The following is a 24,730-nucleotide window of genomic DNA, read 5'->3' on the forward strand; positions in this document are numbered from 1 at the left end:
GGTGCCCCGCAGCACTCCGCCGCGCCCGCCGCATAGACCTCTTCGGTACAGACCCCTTCCGCGCAGAATCTGATCCGCGCAACAGCCCCACCCATCCCGACCTTGGCCCTGCACGGCCGAGCCTCCAGGAGCACCACCATGACTGAAACCCTTGACCGCGCCACCACTTCCGCCCGCCCTGCCGCCCACTCTTCCGGCCGCGCAACTGCCGCCTTCGAAGCGGCGGCCGCCAAGTACCGCCCGATCTTCCAGCGCATCGCGGCAGGGGCGCTGGACCGGGAACTGGCCCGCGAGCTGCCGTTTGAGCAGATCGGCTGGCTTAGGGACGCCGGCTTTGGCGCCGCCCGGATCCCGGCCGAGCTCGGCGGCGACGGGCTGGACTGGGAAGGGTTCACCGAACTGCTGATTGAGCTGGCCGCGGCGGACAGCAACATCCCGCAGGCGCTGCGCTCGCACATCGCGCTGGTGGAGGAGAACCTGTACCACCACGGCCGCAGCGGTGACCGCAGCATCTGGCTGCAGCGCTTCGCTTCCGGCCAGTTGGCCGGCAACGCCTGGACCGAACCGGGCGCCGGCGGAACCGCCACGGTGCTGTCCGAATCCGCCGGCAAGCTGGTGCTGAACGGGCGCAAGTTCTACACCACCGGCACCATCTTCGCCGACTGGATCGACGTCACCGCCAAGCGGCCCGACGGCTCGGACGTCTCGGTGATCATCTCCACCAAGACACCCGGCGTGGAAACCTACGACGACTGGGACGGCTTCGGCCAGAAGCTGACCGGCAGCGGCACCACGGTGTTTACCGACGCCGAAGTGGACGCCGCCAACGTGTCCGCATTCGCCGACCGCTTTCCGTACCAGACGGCGCTCTACCAGCACATCCTGCTGGTGGCGTTGGCCGGCATCGCGCAGGCGGTCACCACCGACGCCGCCGCGAACGTGCGGGAGCGCAAGCGGGTGTTCGGCCACGGCAACGCGCCGCTGGTCCGGCACGACGCACAGATCCTGCAAGTGGTCGGCGACATCAGCGCCAAGGCCTACGCCGCCAGGGCAACTACCCTGAGCGTGGCCCGCGCCCTGGACCGGGTCTTCGACTCCCGGCTCCAGCCCGCCGACGCCGAGAAGGCCGCCAACATCGCCGTCGAACTGGAATCCGGGCAGGCCCAGATTGTGCTCAGCACGCTGGTGCCGGAGGCGGCCGGCGAGCTGTTCAACACGCTCGGCGCCTCCTCTACCAGCGCCGGCAAGGCGCTGGACCGGCACTGGCGCAATGCCCGCACAGTCGCCACGCACAACCCGTTCATTTACAAGTCCCGGATCGTGGGCGATTGGGAAGTCAACGCCACCGAACCTCCGTTCATCTGGACCATCGGCGAGGCCAATGCCGACGCCGCCCGCCAGCCACACAGCCCCGCCGCCCGTTCCGCGGCCGTCTAAAAAGAAGGCAAGCCATGTCAGTTTCCAACCCCAAGACCTTTGCCGCTCCGCCAGCCGCCCCAACAGCCGCCCCGCCGGCCGAAACCGAAGCCGGAGCCGCGCCGCGGCTGTCCGGCCGGCTGGGCGTCGCCAGCATCGTGCTGATCGTGGTGGCCGCTGCGTCGCCGCTGGGCGTCATCGGCGGAACGGTCCCGCTGGCCATCGCCAGCGGCAACGGTGCCGGCCTGCCGTTCATCTACCTGCTGGCCACCGCCATCCTGCTGCTGTTTGCCGTCGGCTTCACCACCATGACGCCGCACGTGCCGTCGGCCGGCGCGTTCTTCAGCTATGTGGAGAAGGGCCTGGGCCGGCGGGCCGGACTGGGTGCGGCCTTCGTGGCCCTGCTCTCCTATCTGGCGCTGGAAGCCGGCGTCTACGGGCTCTTTGCCCCGGCAGTCGATGAAGTGGTCCGCGCGTACGGCGGCCCCGGCCTGCCCTGGTGGGTATGGGCGGCAGCCGCGCTGGTGGCCGTGGCCTGGCTGGGCCACCGCAACATCGAGCTGTCCGGCAAGGTACTGGCCGTGTTGCTGGTGGCCGAAGTGCTGATTGTGCTGGTCCTGGACGCCGCCATCGTCTTTGGCGGCGGCGGGGCCGAGGGCCTCTCCGCCGGGTTCCTCACCCCGTCCACCGTGCTGTCCGGGGCGCCCGGGATCGCGCTGCTGTTCGCCATCCTGAGCTTCATCGGCTTCGAAGCCACGGCAGTGTTCCGGGACGAGGCCCGCGACCCGGACAAGACCATCCCGCGTGCCACCTACCTGGCCCTGCTGGTGGTGGGCGGTTTCTACGCCCTCTCCAGCTGGCTGCTGATCAGCGTCTGGGGCGACACCGGGATTGTGCAGAAGGCCACCGACGCGCCCGGCACGCTGCTCTCCGAGACCACCGCGCTCTACCTGGGAACGGCCGGCAGCCACATTGTCCAGGTCCTGCTCGCCACCAGCCTGTTCGCCTGCATCCTGTCCTTCCACAACATCAGCTCGCGCTATTTCTTCCAGCTGTCGGGGCAGGGTATCTTCCCCGCCAAGCTGGCCGGCACGCACGTCCGGCACCGCTCTCCGCACCGGGCCTCAGCGGCGGCCACGGCCGTGGTGGCGTTGTTCCTGATGGTCGCCGTGGTGGCCGGATGGGACCCGATCGTGCAGTTCTATACCTGGTTCGCCGGATTCTCCTCGCTGGGCGTGGTGGTGTTGATGACGCTCACCAGCGTTGCCGTGCTGGTGTTCTTCCGCCGGCAGGGAGCGCCAGCCGGCAGCTGGAAACGTTCCGTCGCCCCGGCGCTTGGACTCCTCGGCCTGCTGGGAATCCTGGGCCTGATCCTGCAGAACCTCCCCACCTTGGTCGGTAACAGCGTGCCGCTGGCCATCGCCGTCGTGGTGCTGATCCTGGCCAGCTTCGGCGCCGGAGCAGTGGTGGCCGCGAGGCGGCCGCAGGCCAAAGTCGGCGCCGCCCCGGCGTCGTAATTCTTGTTCCGGACGTGACGCGCAACATTTTTACCCCGCGTGACGCGCACCATTTCCCTCCGCGGCGCCTGTGGGTGTCCAATGGAGGGGTACCCATCCAGAGCGGCCGAGAGACCTGGCTTGTTGACGCCGCAGCAACCCCCTCCTTGTGAGGAAGGTGCTACCGCCAGGACCGATGGAGAAGCTCGATCTCTCGTTGGTTCCTCAGGGCCACTGCATGCCCGCCGGGGGACCGGCGCGGGCTCTTCTCATCAGTAAAGGAGCCTGACATGACGGTCAACAGCGCACAGAACAATTCCCAGCGGCACATCCGCTTCAACGCTTTCGACATGAACTGCGTGGGCCACCAGTCGCCCGGACTCTGGCGCCACCCGCAGGACAAGTCCGCCAGCTACAACACCATCGGCTACTGGACGCATCTGGCCAAGGTGCTGGAGAAGGGCCTGTTCGACGGCCTGTTCATTGCCGATGTGCTCGGTACTTACGACGTGTTCGGCTCGTCCAACGAGACGACGCTGCGGGCCGGCACGCAGGTCCCGGTGAACGATCCGTTCATGCTGGTCTCGGCCATGGCCGCGGTCACCGAGAACCTGGGCTTCGGCGTCACCGCCGGCACAGCCTACGAGCACCCGTACCCGTTCGCCCGCCGGCTGGCCACGCTGGACCACCTGACCAACGGCCGCGTCGGCTGGAACGTGGTGACCGGCTACCTGCCTTCGGCCGCGCGCAACATGGGCCAGGAAGACCAACTGGAGCACGACGAGCGCTACAACCACGCCGATGAATACCTCGAAGTCATCTACAAGCTGCTTGAGGGCTCGTGGGAGGACGACGCCGTGGTCAAGGACGTGGAGACCGGCGTTTTCACCGACCCGGCAAAGGTGCACGAGATCCGGCACGAGGGCAAGTACTTCAAGGTGCCCGGGATCGCCATCACCGAGCCGAGCCCGCAGCGCACCCCGGTGATCTTCCAGGCCGGGGCCTCCAAGCGCGGCACCGAGTTCGCCGCCGAGAACGCCGAGGCGGTGTTCGTCACCTGCCCCACCAAGGAAATGCTGGCCGCGGCGGTGAAGAAAATCCGCGACGCGGCCGAGGCCGCCGGCCGCGGCCGTTACGACGTGCGCATCTACGCCATGCAGACCGTGGTGACCGGACCGGACAGCGCCACCGCCCAAGCCAAGTTCGAAGACTACAAGTCCTACGCGGACGTCAACGGCGCGCTGGCCCTGATCTCGGGCTGGATGGGCGTGGACCTGTCCACCTACGGTCCGGATGACGTGATCGGCGAGAACGTGAAGTCCAATGCCATCCAGTCCTCGGTGGAGACCTTCCAGAAGGCCTCCGGCGACAGCGGCAAGCCCTGGACCATCCGCCAGTTGGCCGAATGGGTCGGCGTCGGCGGCTTCGGTCCGATTACGGTGGGCTCTGGCGAGGAGGTCGCCGCCAAGCTGGTGGACTGGGTCGAGGAAACCGACGTGGACGGTTTCAACCTGGCCTACGCCATCACCCCGGGCACGTTCGAGGACGTCGTGGAATACGTGGTGCCGGAACTGCAGAAACTCGGCTCCTACCCCACCGAATACGCGCCGGGCACACTGCGCAACAAGCTCTTCGGCCGCGGCGACAAGCTGCCGGAGAACCACCGCGCGGCCGGCTTCCGGCTGCAGAACGCCCTGGTCGACTGATCCGGGACAACAGCAACACCCTTTAGACAACGACGGCGGTGCGCGGCTCCTGACGGGCGGCGCACCGCCGTCAGAAGAACCATCCAGAGCGGCTGAGAGATCTGGCTCGATGACGCCGCAGCAACCCCGGCCTTTTGCCGCACGGTGCTAACGCCAGGACCGATGGAGAACCCGGACAGGACCGGACCCGGCTGCGCCATGCCTGCGCGGCGTCATGGCCTGTGCCCGGGGCTCCCTGAACTTCAGGAGCAGCATGACACGATACGCCGCAGGCGGTACGCAATGATTGAAATCCGCAATCTGCACAAGAGCTACAGCACCGGCCAGGGGACGGTCGAGGTGCTCAAGGGCATCGACCTGACCATCGAACAAGGGGCGATTACCGCCGTCGTCGGCCCGTCCGGGGCCGGCAAGACCACCCTCTCCCACTGCATTTCCCTGTTGGAGAAACCGACCTCCGGCCAGGTGCTGGTGGACGGCCGGAACCTGTCCGCCCTGTCCGGCCAGGCGCTGCGCAGCGAACGCCGCGCGATCGGCACCATCTTCCAGCATTCGGCGCTGCTGCGCCGGATGACGGTGGCCGAAAACGTGGCGCTCCCGCTGCGCAACCTCGGCGTGGTGCATCGCGAGATGGAGGACCGGGTGGCCGAACTGCTGGACCGGGTGGGCCTGCTGCACAAGGCCAACGCCTACCCGGGTCAGCTCTCCGGCGGCCAGAAGCAGCGGGTGGGCATCGCCCGGGCGCTGGCGCTGCGGCCGCGGATCCTGCTCTCCGACGAATCCACGTCCGGTCTGGACCCGGAGTCCACGCAGCAGATCCTGGACCTGCTGGATGACGTGCGCACCGAGCTGGGACTGTCCGTCATCCTGATCACGCACGAAATGGACGTGGTGCGCCACGTCGCCGACCAAGTGGCCGTGCTGGCCAACGGGCGGGTTTCCGAGTACGGGCCGATCGGCGCACTGGTGGCGGATCCTCAGTCTGGCGCGGGCCGCCAACTGCTGCCCGTGCGGGCCCTGCCGTTACCGGCCGGCTTCGACTACGCACTGTCCGTCTCCTACCGGCACGGGCCGGTGGACCCGGAGTGGCTCACCCGCCTGTCCACAGGCCTCGGCGTCCGCGTGGCGCTGCTGGGCGGTTCGGTGGAAGCACACGGTGAGGCGGTGCTCGGCCGTGCTGAAATCGGCGTGGCCGGCCGCCCGGAGGCGGAGGTACGCAGCTATCTGGAGCAGCTGGGCCTGGTCGCGGATCCGCGCGATCCAGTCTCCACCGCGGCCGCCGCCTCCACCCGGACCGCGACTGCACCGCCGTCGGAGGGTGCCGAACGTGAAGCCAACGAGAAGATCGGGGTGCGCGCATGAGGCCCACCGAAACCGCCGCCGTCGGGCTGGACACGCCCTGGGCCGACCTGCCCGCGCTGCTGCTGCCCGCCTACGGCGAGACCTGGGCGATGGTCGGCATGGTGATGGCACTGGTGATTCTGGTCGGCGGAGCCACCGGTGTGCTGCTGTACAACACTGACAGCCGCGGACTGTTTCCACGGCCGCGCCTGCACGGTGTGGTCAGCTGGCTGGTCAACATGGGGCGCTCCTTGCCGTTCCTGGTGCTGATGGCCGCGATCATCCCGCTGACCAAGTGGGTCACCGGAACCACCATTGGCATCGCAGCCGCCGTGGTCCCGATGACGCTGGCCGGCATTCCGTTCTTCGCCCGGCTGGTGCAGAACGCGCTGAACGACCTGCCGCGCGAAAACATGGCCGTGGGCCTGGTCACCGGCAGTTCCACCGGGCAGATCATCCGGCAGACCCAGCTGCGCGAGGCGCTGCCCGGCCTGACCTCGGCGATCACGCTGAACACCATCTCGATGATCGAATACTCGGCCATCGCGGGAACCATTGGCGCCGGCGGCATCGGCTATCTGGCCGTCACGTACGGCTACCAGCGGTTCGACACTCACGTGATGGCCGCAACCATCGTTGTCCTCATCATCACGGTCCAGCTGGTGCAGTTCGCCGGCGACCGCATTTCCCGCGCACTGCTGCGCCCCTAGCCGAAGAAACCAGGAGCACGACACATGAGCACACCGTCCACCGGGTCTGGTCACGACCACGGTTTCACCCTGCGCAAGCAGTCCACCTCCCTGCCGTGGAGTATCGCGGCGATCGCCGCCGTCGTCGCCTTGGTCCTGGGATTGTTGCTGGTGCAGCAGCAGTCCCGGCCGGCCACGGCCGCTGCCGACGGGGGCGAGGTCACGTCCCCATTGAAGGTCCACTTCGAACCGGCGATGGCCGGCGAGGAGAAAATCCTGGAGTTCGTCGCCGAGGAGATCGCACCGGACTACGGTGTGGAGATCGAGGCAGTGGGCCTGCAGGATCCTGTCCAGGCCAACCGCGCCGTGGCCGAGGGCCAATTCCACGGCACCATCTTCGAGCACCAGTGGTACATGCAGCAGTCGGCCGAAGCCAGCGGCGTGGAACTGACGCCCACCGTGGAGCTGTTCCAGTGGGGCTTCGGGCTGTATTCCACGCGCTACGAGTCGGTGGAGAGCCTGCCGCGCGGCGCCGTCCTGCTGCTGCCGAACGACGCGGCCAACCAGGGCCAGGCGCTGTGGCTGCTGCAGCGCGAGGGGCTGCTGGAACTGGATCCCGCGGTCGAGCCACGTACCGCGAAGATCCGCGACGTCACCGGCAACCCGCGGGGCTTCACACTGAAGGAAGCCGACCTGCTGGCGATGCCGCGCATGCTCGATTCGGTTGACGCGGCCATCGGGTACGTCTCCCAGTTCGACGCCGGAAAGATCGGCCGCGACAAGGGCATCCTGTTCCCGGCGGCACCCAAGACGTTCGCCTCCCGCCTGGTGATCGGGACCCAGTTCAAGGACACTGCCGAGAGCAAGAAGCTGATCGAGATCTTCTCCGATTCGCGGCTCAAGGAATACCTCAGCACCACAGAGGATCCACTGGTCAAGGACGTGCTGACTCCGGTGTCGGCGGAGTAACCGGCGGCTGGTGGGCGCGCCGCGGTGCGCGTCGGGCCTAGACCGCGCGGGACGGCCCTGCGGCGGCCGTCGGCTCGGTGACCGCCCGCCCGCCGCGGGGCCGCTCCGGGCGCGCTACATCTTCGCGTAGCGCGCCCGGGCACCCAGATAGAGCCCGTAACAGATCAGCCCGACGGCCACCACGGCCAAAGCCGCCGGCCCCAACGGCTGCTCGCGCAGCGCCTTGAGCGCGCCGTCCAGACCCTTCACGTCCTGCGGGTCGTTCTGCAGGGCGGCGACCGCCAGCAACAGTCCGAGCACGAACAAGGCCAGACCCTTGCCGACAAAACCGACGATGCCCACCCAGGTCACGGCGGTGCGGACTGCGCCGCGGGGGAGCGGTTTGAGGTCTTTGAAGAAGTTCCGGAACAGGCCTTTGACCACGTAGTAGATGCCGGCTCCGATGATCACCGCGCCGATCAGGAACAGCACCACGGCGCCGCCCGGCCACTGCATCAGCTTGATACTGGCATCCTGCGATTTCTCGCTGCTGTCGCTGCCGGAGCCCAGGGCAAAGCTGCCGAAGGTCACCGCGATGGCTCCGTACACGATGGCCAGGCCCACGGCCTTCGCCCGGTAGCCCCACTTTTTCTTCGGCTCCAGGTTGCGGCCGCCGAACACCGCGTCGCTGACCTGCCACAGCGCCAGCGCCCCAGCGCCCAGCATGCCCGCCCAGAGCAGGAAGAGTCCGCCCGGGTTCTGCGCCAGGCTGGAGGCTGCTCCGGACTGGTCCGCCTCGCCACCTCCGCCAAAGGCCAGCCGCAGCGCGATGGCGCCGATCAGCAGGTGCAGCAGCCCGCTGGCCGCATATCCGGTGCGCGCCACCCACTCGAAGGTCTTCGAATCGGCGGCCTTCTCGGTCTTGTCCACGGCCTTGCCGGCCGCCCGCTTGGCTTCCCTGCCGGTGTCTGCCATGGTTCTCCTCTCCTGGGCCGGCCCTGCCCGGCGCCTTGTGCCGCCCCTGAGGACCTGGCACCGGCGCGCAGGAACCGCCGTTGTTCCCCGTGAAACATCCGTGAAACCATCCTGCCACCGAAGTCATCGCTGCGCACCGGGGCGTGGACAGGCTGGGGCGGGTCCGGCCGGAGCGTTGCCGCCGCTCCCGCCCGGCGGATCCCTGACCACCAGCCCAAGCCCGGCGTCCTCAGCGGGAATAGCGCGGGCGGATTCCTGACCACCGACTCAAACCCAGGGCAGGCCCTCGGCGAATCAAGATCTGCACCGCCCGTGACCCGATCGGCGGGTAGCAGTAGGCTCGTGGCTATGGACGCGACCGCGCTGCGTGAATTCTGCCTCTCCCTGCCCGGGGCGTTCGAAGACTTTCCGTTCGGCCCGGAGGCATCGGTGTTCAAGGTCCGTGCGCCAGGGCGGGCCGCCAAAATGTTCGCGTTGTCGGACCTTCAGGCGCCGCGGCTGAGCATCAGCCTCAAGTGCGAACCGGCGCTCGCCCAGCAGTTGCGCACGGCGCACCCGGAGATCACCGGCGCGTATCACATGAACAAAACGCACTGGAATGGTGTGCGCTGCGACGGCGCGTTGCCCGACGAGATGCTGCGCGACATGATCGAGGACTCGTACGACCTGGTAGTGGCGTCGCTGCCGCGGCGGGACCGCGAGTCGCTCGGCTGGATGGGGCTCGCCCGCGGCGACGACGTGCGGCAGGGCTGAGCGGTGAAAGCCAAGGATCTGAGTGCAGCCTCGCTGACGTACGACGACGTGGGGCTGAGCCGGGAGCGCAGCACCCCGCCGGGGTTTCGGACCACCGAAGTGCGTACCGCCGTGGGCGTTGGGGAGGACGCCTTCCGTCGGCTGGCCGAGGGACTGATGGGTTGGGAGCTGCACCGGCTGGCTGGTTTGCGGATCGATGCTGCCAAGCCTGCGGCCTCCGAAGGAGTGGACGTGGTGTCCGGATTCGGTGTCGGGCCGCTGCGGCTGTCCGCACCCTGCCGGGTGGTGTGGACGGAGCGGACCTCCACCCGGACAGGTTTTGGCTATGGCACGCTGCCGGGGCATCCAGAGTCAGGCGAGGAGGGCTTTGTGGCGTCGCTGCAGGAGAACGGGCTGGTGGTCTTCGATTTGTTTGCCTTCAGCCGGCACTCCAACTGGTTTTACCGGGCAGGCGGCCCGGTGGCAGAAGCGGCCCAGCGGCTGGTGACCCGGCGCTACATTGCCGCTGCCAAAGCACTGGCCGGCGGTCTGGCCGGCTGCACTTGACACCGGGAACGACTGTACCGATATGGCCCCTTCCTCGCCGCTGAGTGGGCCCGATCGGTACAGTCGTTGTCGTGGAAGGTGCCACCGGCGGGGGCGACGTCCTGCCGCGCTCACCCCGCCGGCGCATGACAGGATTGAAGGACACCCAAGAGAAAGGCTGAATCCGCGTGATTTTCATTGTGGTCAAGTTCAAGGTCAAGGACGAGCACGCCGAAAACTTCCCCGAGCTGGTGCGGGAGTTCACCGAAGCTACCCGCGCCGAGCCGGGCAACTTGTGGTTCGACTGGTCGCGCAGCGTGGAGGACCCGAACGAGTACGTCCTGGTGGAAGCCTTCAAGGATGACGCCGCCGAAGCGCATGTGAAGAGCGATCACTTCAAGAAGGCCATGCAGGAGCAGCCGCAGTATCTGCAGGAGACTCCGCGTATCATCAGCCGCCAGATTGACGGCGAGGGCTGGGACCAGATGGGCGAAATGACCGTCGCCTAGCAGTCTTGCCGTGGATGGGGCAGGCGCCATCTGCCCCATCCTGGTCTAGGCAGGCGGCTCCTGCCGCCGCGGGCCGCGGTAGGGTATGGCCCATGAACGACGGCGAGGTCCTGGCCGGCGGTGTCGCCAACGCCGGAGCGATCATCAGGATTGGCGATGAGGTTCGTCGACCTGCCTCGGCCCAGACGGAACTGGTTTTCAGCCTGCTCGAACATGCCAGGTCCAACGGCTTCACCGGTGTTCCGGAACCACTGGGGATTGATGAGCAGGGCAGGGAGCGGCTGCGCTATATTCCCGGAGACGTGGCCATTCCGCCGTTTCCGAAGTGGTCGCTTTCGCCCGGGCTGCTGGCGTCGGTGTCCCGTCTGCTGCGGGCATTCCACGACGCCGTGGCTGACTTCGTCCCGCCTGCCAACGCCGTCTGGAACACCGAGTTGGCACACCCCGACGGCGGGAGAATCGTCGGTCACAACGATGTGTGCCGACGGCCGCCGACAAGGCCACTGTCGCCGTCGTTGGTTAGCCGGCGGCGGTCCGCTCCGTGGAGCCGCGCACAATCAGCGAGCTTTCCAAGGTGAGCTGGGGCTGCTCGAGGTCGCGGCCTTCGATCAGGCCGCGCAGTTGTTCTCCCGCCTTGAGGCCCAGGCGGGTGGCGGGAAGGTGGACGCTGGTGAGGCCGGGGTTGCTGGACGCGGAGTAGGGCAGGTCGTCGAAACCGGCGACGGCGAGCTCGGCTGGGATCCGCAGGCCAGCCACGCGGGCTTCCTGCAGCACTCCGTAGGCATGCGTGTCGGTGGCGCAGACGACGGCGCTGACACCTGCCTGCCGCCACTGCGGCCAGGCCGCGGCAAACGCCTCGGCCGCGGTGCCGACGTCGATGGTGGTGCTGATCCGGTGCTCCGGTTCGACGGACATCCCGAGCGCCGCCGCCGCCTGCAGGAACACCGTGCGGCGGAGGGTGAAGGTGGCCGTTCCAGTCACGCTGTCCAGATAGGCCACGCGCCGGTGGCCGGCGCCCGCCAGATGCGCCGCGAGTTCGCGGGCGCCGCTGGCGACGTCGAGGTTCACCGACGGCGCATAGGCCTCCACCCCGGGCGCGTCGAGCAGCACCATGGGGACCGTGGTGGAGAGATTCTCGAGGAACGCGGCATCGGGGGCATCGACCAGCAGGCCTGCAGGGCGCAGGGCCGACAGCCGCCGGATGTCGTCGGCGCGGGGAAATTCGCCGGCCTCGGTGACCGACAGCAGCAGTTGGAAATCCGAGCCGAGAGACTCGCGCACGCCCTCGATCACCTTGGCGAAGAACGGGTTGGAGATATCCGGTGCGACCAGAACCACAATGGAGCTGACACCCTTGGCCAGCGAACTGCCGACGCTGTCCACCACATAGCCGAGGTCGGCGATGGCCTGGCGGACGCGGGAGATGTTGTCTTCCGAGACCCGGCCATGCGTCTTGCCGTTGGCGACCAGGGAGACGGTTGCAGTGGAGACGCCGGCCCGCGCAGCGACCATCGCGGCGGTCACCCGCCGTCCGGGACGCTGCTGTAGCTCAAGATCTGATGCCGATGCCATAGCCCCATGTTAGACATCTCACCGTGGCGCAAGGCATCAAACGCTTGACGTCACCGACGTCAAGCGTTTGACGTGACCGATCGGAGGGTGTCACACTTCCCTGTGATTGAAATGCCGCCGCGGCGGCCCCCAATGACGTGGAGAGAAAATATGGACGCCACCTCCGTGACCCCTGGACCGAAGAAAATCATCCTCGACTGCGACCCAGGGCACGACGACGCCGTGGCGCTGCTGCTGGCCCACGGCAACCCGGACATCGAACTGGTCGCCGTGACCACCGTCGTTGGCAACCAGACCCTCGCCAAGGTCACCAAGAACGCTCTGGCCGTGGGGACCATCGCCGGCATCACCGGTGTCCCGTTCGCCGCCGGCTGCGACCGCCCGCTGGTGCGCACCATCGAAACCGCGCCGGACATCCATGGCGAGTCCGGCATGGACGGCCCCGCGCAGCCGGAGTCCGCCATTGAACTGGACCCGCGCCACGCCGTTGATCTCATCATCGACACGATCATGGCGCATGAACCGGGCACCGTGACCCTGGTCCCGACCGGCGGCCTGACCAACATCGCGATGGCCGCCCGCAAGGAACCGCGCATCGTCGAACGGGTCAAGGAAGTCGTGCTGATGGGCGGCGGCTACCACGTGGGCAACTGGTCCGCCGTGGCCGAATTCAACATCATGATCGACCCCGAGGCCGCCCACATCGTCTTCAACGAGAAGTGGCCCCTGGTCATGGTGGGACTGGACCTCACACACCAGGCGCTGGCTACCCCCGACGTTGTCGAGCAGATCGAAGCCGTCGGCACCGGTCCGGCCCGCTTTGTCCGCGAACTGATGGACTTCTTCGCCCAAACCTACAAGGACGCACAGGGCTTCGACTACCCGCCGGTCCACGATCCGTGCGCCGTCGCCTACGTCATCGACCCCACCGTCATGACAACCCGCAAGGTCCCGGTCGACATCGAACTGCAGGGCAAGCTGACCCTCGGCATGACCGTCGCCGACTTCCGCGCCCCCGCCCCGGCCGACTGCCACACCTCCGTGGCCGTGGACCTTGACCGGACCAAGTTCTGGAACCTCGTGACCGATGCCCTGGTCCGGATCGGCGAGGTAGACCTCGGAACCGCCGCCCCCAGCACGACGACGGCGGCGCCCGCCTCCACAACTACGGCGGCGCCCGCCTCCGCGGCCCCGGCCTCCGCGGCCCCCGACGCCAACGGCGCCGTGGAGAACGGCGCGGCAGCGAAATGAGCACCGTTCTCCAGGAAGCCAAGGTAACCCGCGGCGGCAGCGCCGCCCTGATGGTCGCCCTGCTGACGGCCTGCGTGGCCTTCCAGCTCAATGCGTCCATGCTCAGCCCCGCCCTGGTCACCATGGGGGAGGAGCTTCAGACCGACCAGGCCGCGATCGGCCTGTCCCAGACCTGGTTCTTCACCACCGCCGCGCTGTTCTCCCTGTTCCTGCCCCGGCTGAGCGACATTGTCGGCCGCAAGCGGATCCTCGTCGGGATGATGCTGCTGACGGCCGTCGGCTCCGTGATCGCCGCGCTGGCCCCGGACGTTACCTGGCTCTTCGTCGGCCGGATCATCCAGGGCGTGAGCGGCCCCACCGTGCCGCTGTGCCTGATCATGCTGCGCACCGCCGTGCCCAACCTGCGCACCTACGGCACGCTGATGGGCGTTATCCTCGCGGTCAACGGCGGCGTCGCCGGCGTCGATTCCTTCCTCGGCGGCTACATGGCCGAGCACTACGGCTTCCGCAGCATCTTCTGGATCATGGTGGTCCTCGGGGTGATCGCCGCGCTTCTGGTCGCTGTCCTGACACCCGAGAGCAAACCGCAGGCCGGAACGCGGATGGACTGGACCGGCGTCGTCTTTATTGTTGTCGCGGTCGGTGCCCTGCTCACCGCGCTGAACGAGGCGGCCAAGCTGGTGGGCGGGTTCTCCGGGGAGACCCTGCTCCTCTCGCTGGTGCTGATCGCCGTGGCCGCCGCCGCGTTCGCCGGCTTCTGGGCCACCGAGAAACGCGCGAAGCAGCCGATGGTCGAGATTGTCCATCTGCGCCAGCGCTCGACGTGGGCGCCGTTGCTGACTACGGTCCTGACCATGACCGGAATCTTCGCCGTCATCAACGGGATTGTTCCCGCCTACGTACAGGCCGCCGCACCCGGCTTCGGCATCGGCCCGACCGAAACGGCACTGCTCATCCTGACTCCCTACGCGCTGCTGGGCTGGGTCTTCGGCCCGATCAGCGGACGGCTCGCCCCGGTCCTGGGCTACACCAATGTGCTGCGCATCGGCATGATCGGCAGCGTCGTCTCCTTGGTGATCATTGCGCTGTTCGGTCTGAACAGCCTGCCGCTGATGGTCGCCGGCACTGCGCTGCTCGGCATCATGTACGCCGGAACCGCGAACATCATGCTCAATGGGCTCGGCGTGGTGCTCTCGCCCCCGGGCAACCCCGGCTTCCTGCCCGGCATGAACGCCGGGGCCTTCAACCTCGGCGCCGGGCTGAGCTTCCTGGTGCTGCCGGCGGTACTTGTGGGCACCTCGACGCTGGGCGATCACGCCTCTTACCTCACGGTGGTGGTCGTCGGTCTGGTCATCACGGTCGCGGCCTTCGCCGCCTCGCTCCTGATCCCCAAGCCCGTCGACGCCGAGGTGGAAAAGTGAGTCCGCAGGCCGGACGCATCGTCGTCGTTGGTTCGCTGAACGCTGACCTGACCATCTACACCGAGCGGCTACCCAACCCTGGCGAAACCCTCCACGGCGAAGGCTTCGCCGTGAACCCGGGCGGCAAGAGCGCCAACCAGGCCGTGGCCGCTGGCCGACTGGGCGGCAACGTCGCCCTGATCGGCGCCGTGGGCGAGGACTCGAACGGGGACATGCTGCTGGCCTCCGTCGCAGGGGCCGGCGTGGACGTTTCCCGCGTGCGCCGCACCGCCGGGGTCGAGACCGGCGTCGCCGTCATTACCGTTGACGCCGCGGGGGAGAACAGCATCGTCATTTCCCCTGGCGCTAACGGCACGGTAGGTCCGGAAGACGTCGTCGCAGCCAGCGAGGTTTTCGATGACGCCGCCGTGGTTTGCCTCTGCCTCGAGGTCGGACTGGACGCCGTGGAGGCGGCGGCAAGGTCAGGGCACGACGCCGGAGCAACAGTGTTGCTCAACCTCTCGCCTTACGCGCCGGTGCCGCACAGCCTGGCCGAACTCAGCGACGTCCTGCTAGTCAATGCGCACGAGGCTTCGCAGTTCCTCGGCGCCGAGATGCCTGGTGCCGATGCCGCCGTTGCCGACTGGGAACAGGTGCGCTTGAAGTTTGCGGCGCAGGGGCTGGACCGCGCCGTGGTCACCCTGGGGGCCAACGGCTCCATCGTGCTGGATTCGCAGGCCAAGGACGGGCAGCGGATCACCCGGATCGCCCCCACCAAGGTTGACGCCGTGGACACCACCGGCGCCGGCGACGCCTTCACCGGGGCCCTCGCGGCACAGCTTGCCGCAGGGGAGAGCTTGGTCGAGGCGGCGGCGTTCGCGTCGACCGCTGCCGCGCTAGCTGCCACGAAGAAGGGAACCCAGGCCGCGTATCCGCGACGGGCAGAGGTGGAGCGCCTGCGGCCTGGCGCCTGACGACCAGAGGCCGAACGCGACGTACAGAACGGACGGCGCGGTGCACCGCAAGGTGCGCCGCGTCGTCGTCGTTGGTGGCCGCCTGTTGGCGCGACGGGGAGGGCCCGGACAGGGCCTTGCGCTTGGGACGTCCCCGTTGAGACGACGTGACCGCGGGGCCTGGGTCTCCACGCGGCCGCGGGCGGCCTTGGTCGACCACCGGGAACGTGAGCCTGGGTCTCCACGCGGCCGCGGGCGGCCTTGGTCGACCACCGGGGCGGCGGGCGGCTTGGTCGACTGCCGTTAGGCCAGGAACTTATCGGCGGTCAGCGGCAGGTCCCGGACGCGGATGCCGGTGGCGTTGTAGGCCGCGTTGGCCACTGCCGCGGCCGCTCCGACGATGCCGATCTCGCCGATCCCGCGTGCCCCGAGCGGGCCGGCGTGCTCGTCGACTTCCTCCAGCCAGAAGGCCTCCAGTTGCCGGATGTCCGCGTTGGCCGGCACGTGGTACTCGGCCAAGTCGTGATTCACGATCATCCCGAACCGCTCGTCCATCACGCTTTGCTCGTGCAGCGCCATGCCGATGCCCATGGTCATGCCGCCCAGGAACTGGGACCGGGCGGTACGCGGATTGATGATCCGGCCGGCGGAATAGACCCCCAGCATCCGCGACACCCGGATCTCGCCGGTGTCCGCATGCACCTGGACCTCGGCGAACTGGGCGCCGAAGGAATGCAGCGCGTAGTTCTTGCTGGCCGGGTTCTTTTCGCCGTCGCCCTCCGACGTGTCCCCGGCGGCGGGAAATCCGCCGTGCTCCTTGCGGAACATTTGGGCCGCGCCGATGATCGCCGAGCCCCAGCTGGCTGTTCCGGTCGAGCCGCCGGCAACGGTTGCCGCCGGCAGGTCCGTGTCGCCGATCTGTAGCCGGACCTGTTCCGGACCGCATTCCAGTGCCTCGGCGGCAATCTGGGTTAGCGCAGTCCAGGCACCGGTGCCCAGATCCACGGCGCCGATTTGCACCTCGTAGAACCCGTCGGCCGTGAACCGGATCCGAGCGGTGTTCGCCGGCTGCCGCCGCGCCGGATAAGTGGACGCGGCCACGCCGATCCCGGTCCGCCAGCCGTCCACCAGCCTGGTCCCCGGTTGCGGATTGCGCCGCTCCCAACCGAACCGGCGGGCACCCTCGCGCAGGCAGGCCAACAGGTGCCTGCTGGCAAACGGCTTGCCGGTCTCCGGATCGATGGTGGGTTCGTTCCGCACCCGCAGCTCGATCGGGTCGATCCCACAGGCCTCCGCCAACTCGTCCATCGCCACCTCCAGGCCGAACGAGCCCGGGCACTCACCCGGCGCGCGCATCCAGGACGGGATCGGAACATCCAGCGACGCCAGCCGGTGGGTGGTGCGCCGGTGGTCGGCGGCGTACATCATCCGCGATATGGTCGCGGTCTGCTCGGCGAACTCCTTGATCGCCGACGTCTGCTCCACCACGTCGTGCGTCAGCACGGAGATCCTTCCGTCCGGGCTGGCGCCCAACTGCAGCCGCTGGATGGTCGGCGTGCGGTAGCCGGCCAGGAAGAACATCTGCTGCCGGGTCAGCGCGTACTTTACCGGACGGCCCCCGGTGACTTTCGCGGCCAGCGCGGTCAGCACCACGTGCGCATGCGGCAGCCCCTTGGAGCCGAAGCCGCCGCCCACGTGCGGCGCCACCACGCGGATCTGCTCCACCTCCACGTCGAAGAGCGGTGCCAGGGTCTTGCGTGCGTTGTGCACCGCCTGGGTGGAGTCGAACACCAGTAGCCGTTCGCCGTCCCACTGCGCCACGGTGGTGTGCGGTTCCATCGGATTGTTGTGCTCGGCCGGGGTTGTGTAGGTCCGGTCAACAACGACGGCGGCGCTCGCCAGTGCCGCGTCCGGATCCCCGGTGCTGGTGTCGGTGTCGAATCCGGCGTTGACCGTCTCCGGCTTGTAAAGGTCCTCGTGGTCTGCGCGCAGCGCCGCGTGGTGCGGCTCGCGGTGGTACTGCACGTGCACGTGGGCTGCGGCCTCGCGCGCGGTCTCTGGCGAATCGGCCACCACAGCCGCGACGAACTGCCCGCGGAAACCCACTGCGTCGGACTGCAGCACGGCCAGTTCGTTGTCCTCCGTGTTGGCCAGCCGCGGAGCGTTCAGGTGGGTGAGGACCGCGACCACGCCGTCCATCGTTTCGGCCGCGGCGGTGTCAATGGCGGTGATCCGGCCGCGGGCAATGGTGGATTGAACGGCGTGCAGGTAGGTCGGGTGCTCGGCCGGGTGTTCGTAGGCGTAGGGGGCCAGGCCGAGGACCTTGGCCCGTCCGTCGACCCGTTCAAGGTCCAGTCCGGTGGCCGCGGGCAGCTGCACGCTCATGGCCGGTCCTCTCCGCCGGAAGCCGGAGTCCCCGTCCGGCCGCCGCGCTGCTCGCCGTTCCCGTCGCTGGCTTGGCTGCCGCCCTGGTCCAGGCCGCCCTCCAGACCGCACAGTTCCCGCAGCACGGACACCACCGTGTTGCGGACCATTGGCACCTTGAACGCATTGTCCGCCAGAGGAACCGCGTGCTGCAGTTCGGCGTCGATGGCCCGGCGGAACTTCCCCTCGGTGGCAGGCTGCCCGCGCAACGCCTCCTCGGCGAATGTGGCGCGCCAGGGCTTGTGCGCGACGCCGCCCAAGGCGAGCCGCACTTCGGCGATCCTCGGCGGTGAAGCCGAGTCACCGCCGTCGTCCGCGTCAGTCGGTTCTTCCAGCCGCACCACGGCCGCCACCGACACCAGGGCGAAGGCGTAGGACGCCCGGTCGCGCACCTTGCGGTAGGCCGAGCGGGTCCCCTCCGGCAGCGGCGGCAGCACCACCGCCGTGATCAGCTCACCGTGATCCAGCACCGTGTCGCGCTGCGGTTGATCTCCGGGGAGCCGGTGGAACGAGTGCAGGCCCACGCTGCGCTCGCCGGACGGTCCCAGGATCTCCACCCGGGCATTCAACGCGGCCATCGCCACCGCCATATCCGAGGGATGCACGGCCACGCAGTCCATCGAGGCCCCGAGGATCGCGTGGTAGCGGGTGTAGCCCTCCAGCGCCGAACAGCCGGAGCCAGGGCTGCGCTTGTTGCATGGAGTGGTGACGTCCTGGAAGTAGACGCACCGGGTGCGCTGAAGCAGGTTGCCGCCCGTGGTGGCCGCATTACGCAACTGGCCGGAGGCACCAGAGAGCAGGGCCTGCGAAAGCACCGGGTAGCGCTGCCGGACCAGCGGGTGGGCGGCGAGGTCGCTGTTCGGCACGGTCGCGCCCAGCCGCAGGCCGCCGTTGTCGGTCGTGTCGATGGTGTTGAGCGGCAGCTGCGAAATGTCCACCAGTTGCTCGGGCGCGGCGATGCCCAGCTTCATGTGGTCCACCAGATTGGTGCCGCCGGCCAGGAAGGCGGCGGCCGGGTTGCCGGCGACCGCGGCGACCGCCTCGGGCGGACTGGCGGAGCTGGCGTAGTCGAAGGGCTTCATCCGCGCTGCCCCGTTCCGGGAGTCTTCATTCCGGACCGGCTGCTGCTTCCAGGGGTCTGGCTGGTTGACGGCCTTGGCTGGTCCATCCCGTTGGAGGGCTGCGGTATGGCCGATTCGGTGGCCGGTCGGCCGGGCGTGCCGCCGACTTGGTCGCCTGCGAGGGACTGGCGGATGGCGGCGACGATGTTCACGTAGGCCCCGCAGCGACACAGGTTCCCGCTCATCCGCTCGCGGATCTCGTCGTCGGGCAGTTCCGGCGCCTGGGTGGGCGGGGAGTCGTTCATCTGCCCGTCTGCGCTTGCCTCCGGCGTCCTCGGCGGTGCGCTTCCCTCGGAGCGGCTGGCGGTGACGTAGCTGGGATGGCCGCGGGCGGCTTCGTCCAGCATGCCGACGGCGGAACAGATCTGTCCGGGGGTGCAGTAGCCGCACTGGAAGCCGTCCTGGTCCAGGAACGCCTGCTGGACCGGATGCAGTTCGCCGTCCGAGGCCAGCCCGGCCGCGGTAACGACGCTCGCCCCGTTCTGGGCCACTGCGAAGACCAGGCAGGAGTTGATCCGCCGGCCGTTCAGCAAGACCGTGCAGGCCCCGCACTGGCCGTGATCGCAGCCCTTCTTCGGCGAGTAGTTGCCCAACCGGTCGCGCAGGGCATCGAGCAACGTGGTGCGCGTGTCCAGCGTGAGCGTGGTGGCGCGGCCGTCCACCTGCAGTGAGATTTCGGCGTCCATAGGCTACCTCCGGCGTCCGAGTCCTGCATCAGAAGCCCGCTCCTCATCAGGATCGACTATTCCGCAGACGGCGTTTCCAGCTGCGAGAAGGCCGCCTGTTGAATAGTCGTTGAGAAGCAGGCCTTGCTTTGCTGGCAACTTATAAGAGTCCATCCCGTGCCACAACCCCTCGCCCGTCCGCGAGGCCAGTCCTCTGAAGATCAGGACAAGCCTCCGGTTGTGGATAACGCAAGCGGCTTGTGCAAGATGCGCCAAGAATGAGGGGATGCGCTACCCGAAGGAATTGCCCAGGACATTATCCGGGTCCTCGTTTGTGTGGCGGGAGGGAATTGCGTCCGGACTCAGTGAGAAGCAATTAAGGAACGCAACCGTGCTGCGGCCCAGCCGCGGAATCAGGATTCCGAACCGCCATGACCTCAGCCTGATGGATCAGGTTCGGGCGGTCTCGCGGGCTCAGTCTTGTCACATCTCACCGCGGCCAGGCTGTGGAACTTTCCCCTTCCGCCCTGGGTGGACAGCGACGACTCGACGCATGTGACGCGCCCCAGACACCTCAATGCGCCCCGCCGCAGGGGCGTTATGGGACACCGGGCCAATCTTGCACCAGACGAGATCGACGAACTGGACGGCGTCGCGTTGACTTCCCGACTCAAGACGTGGCTTGATCTCGCTTATTTGCTGCCGGTGATTGATCTGGTAGTTATCGGCGACCATTTGGTTCGTTTCCCGCGCGCAGTCTTCGAGGGGAGGGACGGGCCGTTCGCGACAACCGCGGAACTGACGGAGATCATCAAGTCGCATAGAGGTAAGCGCGGCGAGTAACGGCGGCTGAGGCCGTGGAGCTCGTTCGCGTCGGCGCGGATTCTGCGCCTGAGACGCGGTTGCGGCTGGCATTGGTCGACGCAGGGCTGCCGGAACCCAGCCTGAACGAACCAATCGTGGACGACTGGGGAAGGATCTGGCACTCTCCGGACATGCAGTACAAGGATTACAAGCTGACCATTGAGTATGAAGGCGCCCACCATCGGACGTCCGAGCAGTTGGCTCGGGATATTCAACGTGCGGAGCAGACTGCCGCGATAGGTTGGCTGGAACGGCGGGTCTCCAAAGAAGACATGCACGGGGACGCACGGTCAGCCGTTTCCAAGATCCGGACGGCGCTGCGGTCCCAGGGCTGGCGACCCTGAGAAGTCAAGACGGAAACGAAAAGTCGGCAGGCGCCCTTTTCACGGCTGAAAAGGGCGCCTGCTGAATAGTCGACGCGGAGGTCGTACAGGAACTACGCGAAGTACTTCGGCAGCGTTCCCTCGTGCGCTTCCTTCAGCTCGGCCAGCGGCACGGAGAATTCGCTCTGGAAGTCCAGTGCGCCGTTCTCGGTGTCCACCACGCCGATGCGCATGAACGGGAAGCCCCGCGCGCCGCACATGTCCTTGAAGCGGACTTCTTCGCTGCGGGCCACGGAGACAACGGCGCGTGCCTGGGACTCGCTGAACAGCAGGGTGAACAGGTCAACGCCGTCGCGCTCACAGACCTCGCCCAGGCCGATCCGGGCACCGACGCCGAAGCGCAGGGCCATTTCGGACAGTGCGGCGGCCAGTCCGCCTTCGGAGATGTCATGCGCCGCGTCGATCATGCCGTCGCGGGAGGCGTTGATCAGCAGCTCGCCCAACAGCTTCTCGACGGCCAGGTCGACTGCCGGCGGCTTGCCGCCCAAGTGTCCGCGCAGGTTGGCCCATTCGGAGCCGTCCAGCTCGTCATGGGTGGTGCCCATCAGGTAGATCGCCTGTCCGTCCTCGCGCCAGCCCGACGGCGTGCGGCGGGCGACGTCGTCGAACTTGCCCAGCATGGCCACGACCGGCGTCGGGTGGATCGGGGTGGAGCCGGTCTGGTTGTAGAGGGACACGTTGCCGCCGGTGACCGGGACGCCCAGTTCCATGCAGCCGTCGGAGAGGCCGCGGATCGCTTCGGCCAGCTGCCACATGACATCAGAGTCTTCGGGCGAGCCGAAGTTCAGGCAGTCGGACACGGCCATCGGCACGGCACCGGTGGTGGCGACGTTCCGGTAGGCCTCCGCCAGGGCCAACTGCGCTCCCTGGTAGGGGTCCAGGAAGGTGTAGCGGCCGTTCGCGTCGGTGGCCAGCGCGACCCCGAGGCCGGTCTCCTCATCCACGCGGACCACGCCGGCGTCGTCGGGCATGGCCAGTGCGGTGTTGCCGCCCACGTAGCGGTCGTACTGGTTGGTCACCCAGTCCTTCGAGCACATGTTCGGCGAAGCCATCAGTTCCAGCACGGCTGCCTTCAGGTCCTCGGCGCTGGCCGGGACCTCAGCGCCGGCGGCGGAGCCCCGGAAGCTGTCTGCCTGAAGCTTGTCCTGCCATTCCGGGCGGGCGTAGGGGCGGTTGTAGACCGGACCCTCGTGGGCGACGGTGCGCGGGTCGACGTCGACAATGGTCTCGCCGTCCCACTTGATCACCAGGCGGCCGGTGTCGGTGACCTCACCGAGCCAGGAGTACTCCACGGCCCACTTGGCCATGACGGCCTCGAAGGCTTCGACGTTCTCCGGGGAGACCACGGCCATCATGCGTTCCTGCGACTCGGACATCAGGATTTCGCCCGGGGTCAGGGTCGGATCGCGCAGCAGCACCGAGGTCAGCTCAACGTCCATGCCGCCGTCGCCGTTGGACGCCAGTTCCGAGGTGGCGCAGGAAATGCCTGCCGCGCCCAGGTCCTGAATGCCCTCGACCAGGGAACCCTTGAACAGTTCCAGGCAGCACTCGATCAGCACCTTCTCCGCGAACGGGTCGCCGACCTGGACCGCGGGGCGCTTGGAGGGCTTGGTGTCGTCGAAGGACTCCGAGGACAGGATGGAGGCGCCGCCGATGCCGTCGCCGCCGGTACGGGCGCCGAACAGCACCACCTTGTTGCCCTTGCCGGAGGCGTTGGCCAGCCGGATGTCCTCGTGGCGCATGACGCCCACGGCCAGCGCGTTCACCAGCGGGTTGCCCTGGTAGACGGAGTCGAAGACGACCTCGCCGCCGATGTTCGGCAGCCCCAGCGAGTTGCCGTAGCCGCCGATGCCGGCGACCGCACCGTGGACCACGCGGGCGGTATCCGGGTGGCCGATCGCGCCGAAGCGCAGCGGGTCCATCACGGCCACCGGGCGGGCGCCCATGGAAATAATGTCGCGCACGATGCCGCCGATGCCGGTGGCGGCACCCTGATAGGGCTCCACCATGGTGGGGGAGTTGTGCGACTCGATCTTGAAGGTCACGGCCCAGCCGTCACCCAGGTCGGTCACGCCGGCATTCTCGCCGATGCCCACCAGCATGTGCTTCTTCATGTCCTCGGTGACCTTGTCGCCGAACTGGCGCAGGTGGACCTTCGACGACTTGTAGGAGCAGTGCTCGGACCACATCACCGAGTACATGGCCAGCTCGGCGGCGGTGGGCCGGCGGCCCAGCACCTTGACGACCTCGTCGAACTCGTTCTGCTTCAGGCCCAGCTCGGCCCAGGGCATCTCCGTGTCAGGGGTTTGCGCAGCATGCTCTACCGTGTCGATGTTGAACTGGCGCCCCTCGACGCGTTCCACGGCGTCGGCGGCCTGACCGAAGCTCTGGACGTGTTCATTGCGGACCTCGTCGGGAGTCTCCAGCCGGGTGGAGGCGCTGGTCTCCATTCGCTCGCTGGCGCTCGCTTGGTCGACCACAGGGTTGTTGTTAGTCATTACTTGGCACCTGCAACAATCTTCGTCAAAACTGAGGTGAAAATCCCCAGGCCGTCGGTGCCGCCGCGCAGGGCAACGTCGCCGAAAGCGGAGGAATCGGGGCCGAAGCCGGCTTCAACGGCGTGCTCGGGGTGCGGCATCAAGCCCACCACGTTGCCGGCCGCATTGCTGATGCCGGCAATGTCGCGCCGCGAGCCGTTCGGGTTCCCATCCACGTAGCGGAACACCACGCGGTTCTCCGCTTCCAGTTCGTCCAACGTCTTCTCGTCCGCGACGTACTGGCCGTCCTGGTTCTTCAGCGGCACCACAATCTCGGCGCCGGCCTCGTACTGGCTGGTCCAGGCGGTGGCGTTGTTCTCCACCCGCAACCGCTGGTCGCGGCAGAGGAAGTGCAGGTGGTTGTTCTTGATCATCGAACCCGGCAGCAGGTGCGCCTCGGTCAGCACCTGGAAGCCGTTGCAGATACCCAGCACCGGCAGGCCGCCCCCGGCGCCGTCGACAATCTGGTCCATCAGCGGCGCGAACCGGGAGATGGCGCCGGCGCGCAGGTAGTCGCCGTAGGAGAAGCCGCCAGGGATGATCACGCCGTCCACGCCCTGCAGGTCATGGTCGCCGTGCCACAGGCTGACCGCGGTGCCGCCGGCAATCCGGACCGCGCGGGCCGCGTCGCGGTCGTCCAGCGTGCCGGGGAAGGTGACGACGCCGATGCGCGCACCGGAGAGGCCGGCGTCGGGCGCCGGGGAAAAATCGCCGATCAGGGGGGTCTCCGTCATTATTCGCCGGCCCCGATGGTCGCCTCGGTGATGACCTCCACCCGCGTGACGTCTTCGATCACGGGGTTGGAAAGCAGGGTGGTGGCGGCGTGGCGGGCCTGGTCCAGGATTTCCTGGGTGACCTCACCGTCGACCACCAGTTCGAAGCGCTTGCCCTGACGGACCTCGCTGAACCCGGTCTGGCCCAGGCGGTTCAGTGCGCCGAGAATGGCTTTGCCCTGCGGATCAAGGATTTCGGGCTTGGGCATGACATCAACAACGATCCGGGGCATCCGGTCACTCCTGTGCTTGGATTGTGCTCTTCAAACGAAGCGAGGCGCGCGGAATCCAGTGCAGAATCAGTCCAACAATCGGTGCCGTCTCACGCTGACCAGCGCTCCGCGAGCTTGCGGGATCCATTCTACCGGCATCCGGAGGTGCGAATTTTACGGGACGACGGCGGTGAAAGCGGCCAACACCGTGCCGTTG

General features: G+C 67.9%; 22 protein-coding genes, 1 pseudogene and 2 riboswitches. Of the genes and pseudogenes, 15 read left to right on the plus strand and 8 right to left on the minus strand.

Annotation, left to right across the window (positions count from 1 at the left end):
• Positions 1–138 precede the first annotated feature (138 nt).
• The 6 genes from E4J89_RS10490 to E4J89_RS10515 all read left to right on the plus strand — a co-directional run bounded on the left by E4J89_RS10490 (position 139) and on the right by E4J89_RS10515 (position 7,617).
• Positions 139–1,437: an acyl-CoA dehydrogenase family protein gene (locus tag E4J89_RS10490; RefSeq protein ID WP_136786091.1), complete on the plus strand. Its 1,299-nt coding sequence runs from the start codon at positions 139–141 to the stop codon at positions 1,435–1,437.
• Between the two features lie 14 nt (positions 1,438–1,451).
• Positions 1,452–2,933 carry an APC family permease gene (locus E4J89_RS10495; RefSeq protein WP_136786092.1) on the plus strand — a complete coding sequence of 494 codons (1,482 nt, stop codon included), beginning with the start codon at positions 1,452–1,454 and terminating at the stop codon, positions 2,931–2,933.
• Between the two features lie 90 nt (positions 2,934–3,023).
• Positions 3,024–3,115: riboswitch (SAM riboswitch) on the plus strand.
• 87 nt (positions 3,116–3,202) lie between these two features.
• Positions 3,203–4,618 (plus strand): LLM class flavin-dependent oxidoreductase, encoded by a 1,416-nt coding sequence (locus tag E4J89_RS10500; protein WP_136786093.1) that lies wholly within the window; start codon positions 3,203–3,205, stop codon positions 4,616–4,618.
• Positions 4,619–4,694: 76 nt separating this feature from the next.
• Positions 4,695–4,787, plus strand: a riboswitch (SAM riboswitch).
• Between the two features lie 113 nt (positions 4,788–4,900).
• Positions 4,901–5,980 carry an ATP-binding cassette domain-containing protein gene (locus tag E4J89_RS10505; protein ID WP_136786094.1) on the plus strand — a complete coding sequence of 360 codons (1,080 nt, stop codon included), beginning with the start codon at positions 4,901–4,903 and terminating at the stop codon, positions 5,978–5,980.
• Entirely contained in the window at positions 5,977–6,669 is a 693-nt protein-coding gene (locus tag E4J89_RS10510) for a methionine ABC transporter permease (protein ID WP_136786095.1), read from the plus strand. The genes E4J89_RS10505 and E4J89_RS10510 overlap by 4 nt, the downstream gene beginning before the upstream one ends.
• A 24-nt stretch (positions 6,670–6,693) precedes the next feature.
• Entirely contained in the window at positions 6,694–7,617 is a 924-nt protein-coding gene (locus tag E4J89_RS10515; RefSeq protein WP_136786096.1) for a MetQ/NlpA family ABC transporter substrate-binding protein, read from the plus strand.
• 114 nt (positions 7,618–7,731) lie between these two features.
• On the opposite strand, the gene E4J89_RS10520 is transcribed toward E4J89_RS10515, so the two are convergent.
• The gene (locus E4J89_RS10520) at positions 7,732–8,571 is read right to left on the minus strand and encodes a DUF1206 domain-containing protein (RefSeq protein WP_136786097.1); all 840 of its coding nucleotides are present in this window, start codon (positions 8,569–8,571) and stop codon (positions 7,732–7,734) included.
• A 348-nt stretch (positions 8,572–8,919) separates the two neighbouring features.
• On the opposite strand from E4J89_RS10520, the gene E4J89_RS10525 reads away from it, so the two are divergent.
• The 4 genes from E4J89_RS10525 to E4J89_RS10540 all read left to right on the plus strand — a co-directional run bounded on the left by E4J89_RS10525 (position 8,920) and on the right by E4J89_RS10540 (position 10,936).
• On the plus strand, positions 8,920–9,324 hold the full coding sequence (locus E4J89_RS10525) for an MmcQ/YjbR family DNA-binding protein (RefSeq protein ID WP_136786098.1): 405 nt from the start codon (positions 8,920–8,922) through the stop codon (positions 9,322–9,324).
• Between the two features lie 3 nt (positions 9,325–9,327).
• Positions 9,328–9,870: a DUF1990 domain-containing protein gene (locus E4J89_RS10530; protein ID WP_136786099.1), complete on the plus strand. Its 543-nt coding sequence runs from the start codon at positions 9,328–9,330 to the stop codon at positions 9,868–9,870.
• A 167-nt stretch (positions 9,871–10,037) separates the two neighbouring features.
• Complete coding sequence (locus E4J89_RS10535; RefSeq protein ID WP_136786100.1) at positions 10,038–10,358, plus strand: putative quinol monooxygenase; 321 nt, start codon at positions 10,038–10,040, stop codon at positions 10,356–10,358.
• Positions 10,359–10,450: 92 nt separating this feature from the next.
• Positions 10,451–10,936: a hypothetical protein gene (locus E4J89_RS10540; protein ID WP_136786101.1), complete on the plus strand. Its 486-nt coding sequence runs from the start codon at positions 10,451–10,453 to the stop codon at positions 10,934–10,936.
• Here the strand turns inward: E4J89_RS10540 and E4J89_RS10545 are convergent.
• Positions 10,878–11,870, minus strand: coding sequence for a LacI family DNA-binding transcriptional regulator (locus E4J89_RS10545; protein WP_136786226.1), 993 nt, complete (start codon positions 11,868–11,870; stop codon positions 10,878–10,880). The two genes, E4J89_RS10540 and E4J89_RS10545, sit on opposite strands and share 59 nt — an antisense overlap.
• Positions 11,871–12,080: 210 nt before the next feature.
• On the opposite strand from E4J89_RS10545, the gene E4J89_RS10550 reads away from it, so the two are divergent.
• From E4J89_RS10550 to E4J89_RS10560, 3 genes are read left to right on the plus strand one after another with little or no spacing between them, the layout of a single operon-like run.
• The gene (locus E4J89_RS10550) at positions 12,081–13,181 is read left to right on the plus strand and encodes a nucleoside hydrolase (RefSeq protein WP_136786102.1); all 1,101 of its coding nucleotides are present in this window, start codon (positions 12,081–12,083) and stop codon (positions 13,179–13,181) included.
• The gene (locus E4J89_RS10555; protein WP_136786103.1) at positions 13,178–14,602 is read left to right on the plus strand and encodes an MFS transporter; all 1,425 of its coding nucleotides are present in this window, start codon (positions 13,178–13,180) and stop codon (positions 14,600–14,602) included. Before E4J89_RS10550 ends, E4J89_RS10555 begins: the two co-directional genes overlap by 4 nt.
• Entirely contained in the window at positions 14,599–15,555 is a 957-nt protein-coding gene (locus tag E4J89_RS10560) for a ribokinase (protein WP_136786104.1), read from the plus strand. Before E4J89_RS10555 ends, E4J89_RS10560 begins: the two co-directional genes overlap by 4 nt.
• Positions 15,556–15,837: 282 nt before the next feature.
• Here the strand turns inward: E4J89_RS10560 and E4J89_RS10565 are convergent, their stop codons facing one another.
• The 3 genes and pseudogenes from E4J89_RS10565 to E4J89_RS10575 all read right to left on the minus strand — a co-directional run.
• The gene (locus E4J89_RS10565; RefSeq protein ID WP_136786105.1) at positions 15,838–17,919 is read right to left on the minus strand and encodes a xanthine dehydrogenase family protein molybdopterin-binding subunit; all 2,082 of its coding nucleotides are present in this window, start codon (positions 17,917–17,919) and stop codon (positions 15,838–15,840) included.
• Positions 17,916–19,040 carry a xanthine dehydrogenase family protein subunit M gene (locus E4J89_RS10570; RefSeq protein WP_136786106.1) on the minus strand — a complete coding sequence of 375 codons (1,125 nt, stop codon included), beginning with the start codon at positions 19,038–19,040 and terminating at the stop codon, positions 17,916–17,918. Before E4J89_RS10570 ends, E4J89_RS10565 begins: the two co-directional genes overlap by 4 nt.
• 155 nt (positions 19,041–19,195) lie before the next feature.
• Positions 19,196–19,765, minus strand: a pseudogene (locus E4J89_RS10575) (2Fe-2S iron-sulfur cluster-binding protein); the annotation flags it as partial.
• Positions 19,766–20,275: 510 nt separating this feature from the next.
• On the opposite strand from E4J89_RS10575, the gene E4J89_RS10580 reads away from it, so the two are divergent.
• Together E4J89_RS10580 and E4J89_RS10585 are read left to right on the plus strand one after the other, a co-directional pair.
• Positions 20,276–20,587, plus strand: coding sequence for a hypothetical protein (locus E4J89_RS10580; RefSeq protein WP_136786108.1), 312 nt, complete (start codon positions 20,276–20,278; stop codon positions 20,585–20,587).
• Positions 20,588–20,601: 14 nt separating this feature from the next.
• Positions 20,602–20,952: a hypothetical protein gene (locus E4J89_RS10585; RefSeq protein ID WP_136786109.1), complete on the plus strand. Its 351-nt coding sequence runs from the start codon at positions 20,602–20,604 to the stop codon at positions 20,950–20,952.
• A 92-nt stretch (positions 20,953–21,044) separates the two neighbouring features.
• Here E4J89_RS10585 and purL read toward each other — a convergent pair whose 3' ends face one another.
• Genes purL through purS form a run of 3 tightly spaced genes read right to left on the minus strand, consistent with a single transcriptional unit; the run spans position 21,045 to position 24,534 of the window.
• Positions 21,045–23,489, minus strand: coding sequence for a phosphoribosylformylglycinamidine synthase subunit PurL (gene purL, locus E4J89_RS10590; protein ID WP_240691846.1), 2,445 nt, complete (start codon positions 23,487–23,489; stop codon positions 21,045–21,047).
• Positions 23,489–24,262 carry a phosphoribosylformylglycinamidine synthase subunit PurQ gene (purQ, locus tag E4J89_RS10595; RefSeq protein ID WP_136786110.1) on the minus strand — a complete coding sequence of 258 codons (774 nt, stop codon included), beginning with the start codon at positions 24,260–24,262 and terminating at the stop codon, positions 23,489–23,491. Before purQ ends, purL begins: the two co-directional genes overlap by 1 nt.
• Entirely contained in the window at positions 24,262–24,534 is a 273-nt protein-coding gene (purS, locus tag E4J89_RS10600; RefSeq protein WP_136786111.1) for a phosphoribosylformylglycinamidine synthase subunit PurS, read from the minus strand. The genes purQ and purS overlap by 1 nt, the downstream gene beginning before the upstream one ends.
• Positions 24,535–24,730: the final 196 nt, after the last annotated feature.

The sequence above is a fragment of the Arthrobacter sp. CAU 1506 genome (assembly GCF_005047635.1).
In the GTDB taxonomy this organism is placed as follows: domain Bacteria; phylum Actinomycetota; class Actinomycetes; order Actinomycetales; family Micrococcaceae; genus Crystallibacter.

Coding starts and splice junctions, on each gene's coding strand:
- E4J89_RS10490 (WP_136786091.1), top strand. CDS start 139: ATGACTGAAACCCTTGACCGCGCCACCACTTCCGCCCGCCCTGCCGCC.
- E4J89_RS10495 (WP_136786092.1), top strand. CDS start 1,452: ATGTCAGTTTCCAACCCCAAGACCTTTGCCGCTCCGCCAGCCGCCCCA.
- E4J89_RS10500 (WP_136786093.1), top strand. CDS start 3,203: ATGACGGTCAACAGCGCACAGAACAATTCCCAGCGGCACATCCGCTTC.
- E4J89_RS10505 (WP_136786094.1), top strand. CDS start 4,901: ATGATTGAAATCCGCAATCTGCACAAGAGCTACAGCACCGGCCAGGGG.
- E4J89_RS10510 (WP_136786095.1), top strand. CDS start 5,977: ATGAGGCCCACCGAAACCGCCGCCGTCGGGCTGGACACGCCCTGGGCC.
- E4J89_RS10515 (WP_136786096.1), top strand. CDS start 6,694: ATGAGCACACCGTCCACCGGGTCTGGTCACGACCACGGTTTCACCCTG.
- E4J89_RS10520 (WP_136786097.1), bottom strand. CDS start 8,571: ATGGCAGACACCGGCAGGGAAGCCAAGCGGGCGGCCGGCAAGGCCGTG.
- E4J89_RS10525 (WP_136786098.1), top strand. CDS start 8,920: ATGGACGCGACCGCGCTGCGTGAATTCTGCCTCTCCCTGCCCGGGGCG.
- E4J89_RS10540 (WP_136786101.1), top strand. CDS start 10,451: ATGAACGACGGCGAGGTCCTGGCCGGCGGTGTCGCCAACGCCGGAGCG.
- E4J89_RS10545 (WP_136786226.1), bottom strand. CDS start 11,870: ATGGTCGCTGCGCGGGCCGGCGTCTCCACTGCAACCGTCTCCCTGGTC.
- E4J89_RS10550 (WP_136786102.1), top strand. CDS start 12,081: ATGGACGCCACCTCCGTGACCCCTGGACCGAAGAAAATCATCCTCGAC.
- E4J89_RS10555 (WP_136786103.1), top strand. CDS start 13,178: ATGAGCACCGTTCTCCAGGAAGCCAAGGTAACCCGCGGCGGCAGCGCC.
- E4J89_RS10565 (WP_136786105.1), bottom strand. CDS start 17,919: ATGAGCGTGCAGCTGCCCGCGGCCACCGGACTGGACCTTGAACGGGTC.
- E4J89_RS10570 (WP_136786106.1), bottom strand. CDS start 19,040: ATGAAGCCCTTCGACTACGCCAGCTCCGCCAGTCCGCCCGAGGCGGTC.
- purL (WP_240691846.1), bottom strand. CDS start 23,489: ATGACTAACAACAACCCTGTGGTCGACCAAGCGAGCGCCAGCGAGCGA.
- purQ (WP_136786110.1), bottom strand. CDS start 24,262: ATGACGGAGACCCCCCTGATCGGCGATTTTTCCCCGGCGCCCGACGCC.
- purS (WP_136786111.1), bottom strand. CDS start 24,534: ATGCCCCGGATCGTTGTTGATGTCATGCCCAAGCCCGAAATCCTTGAT.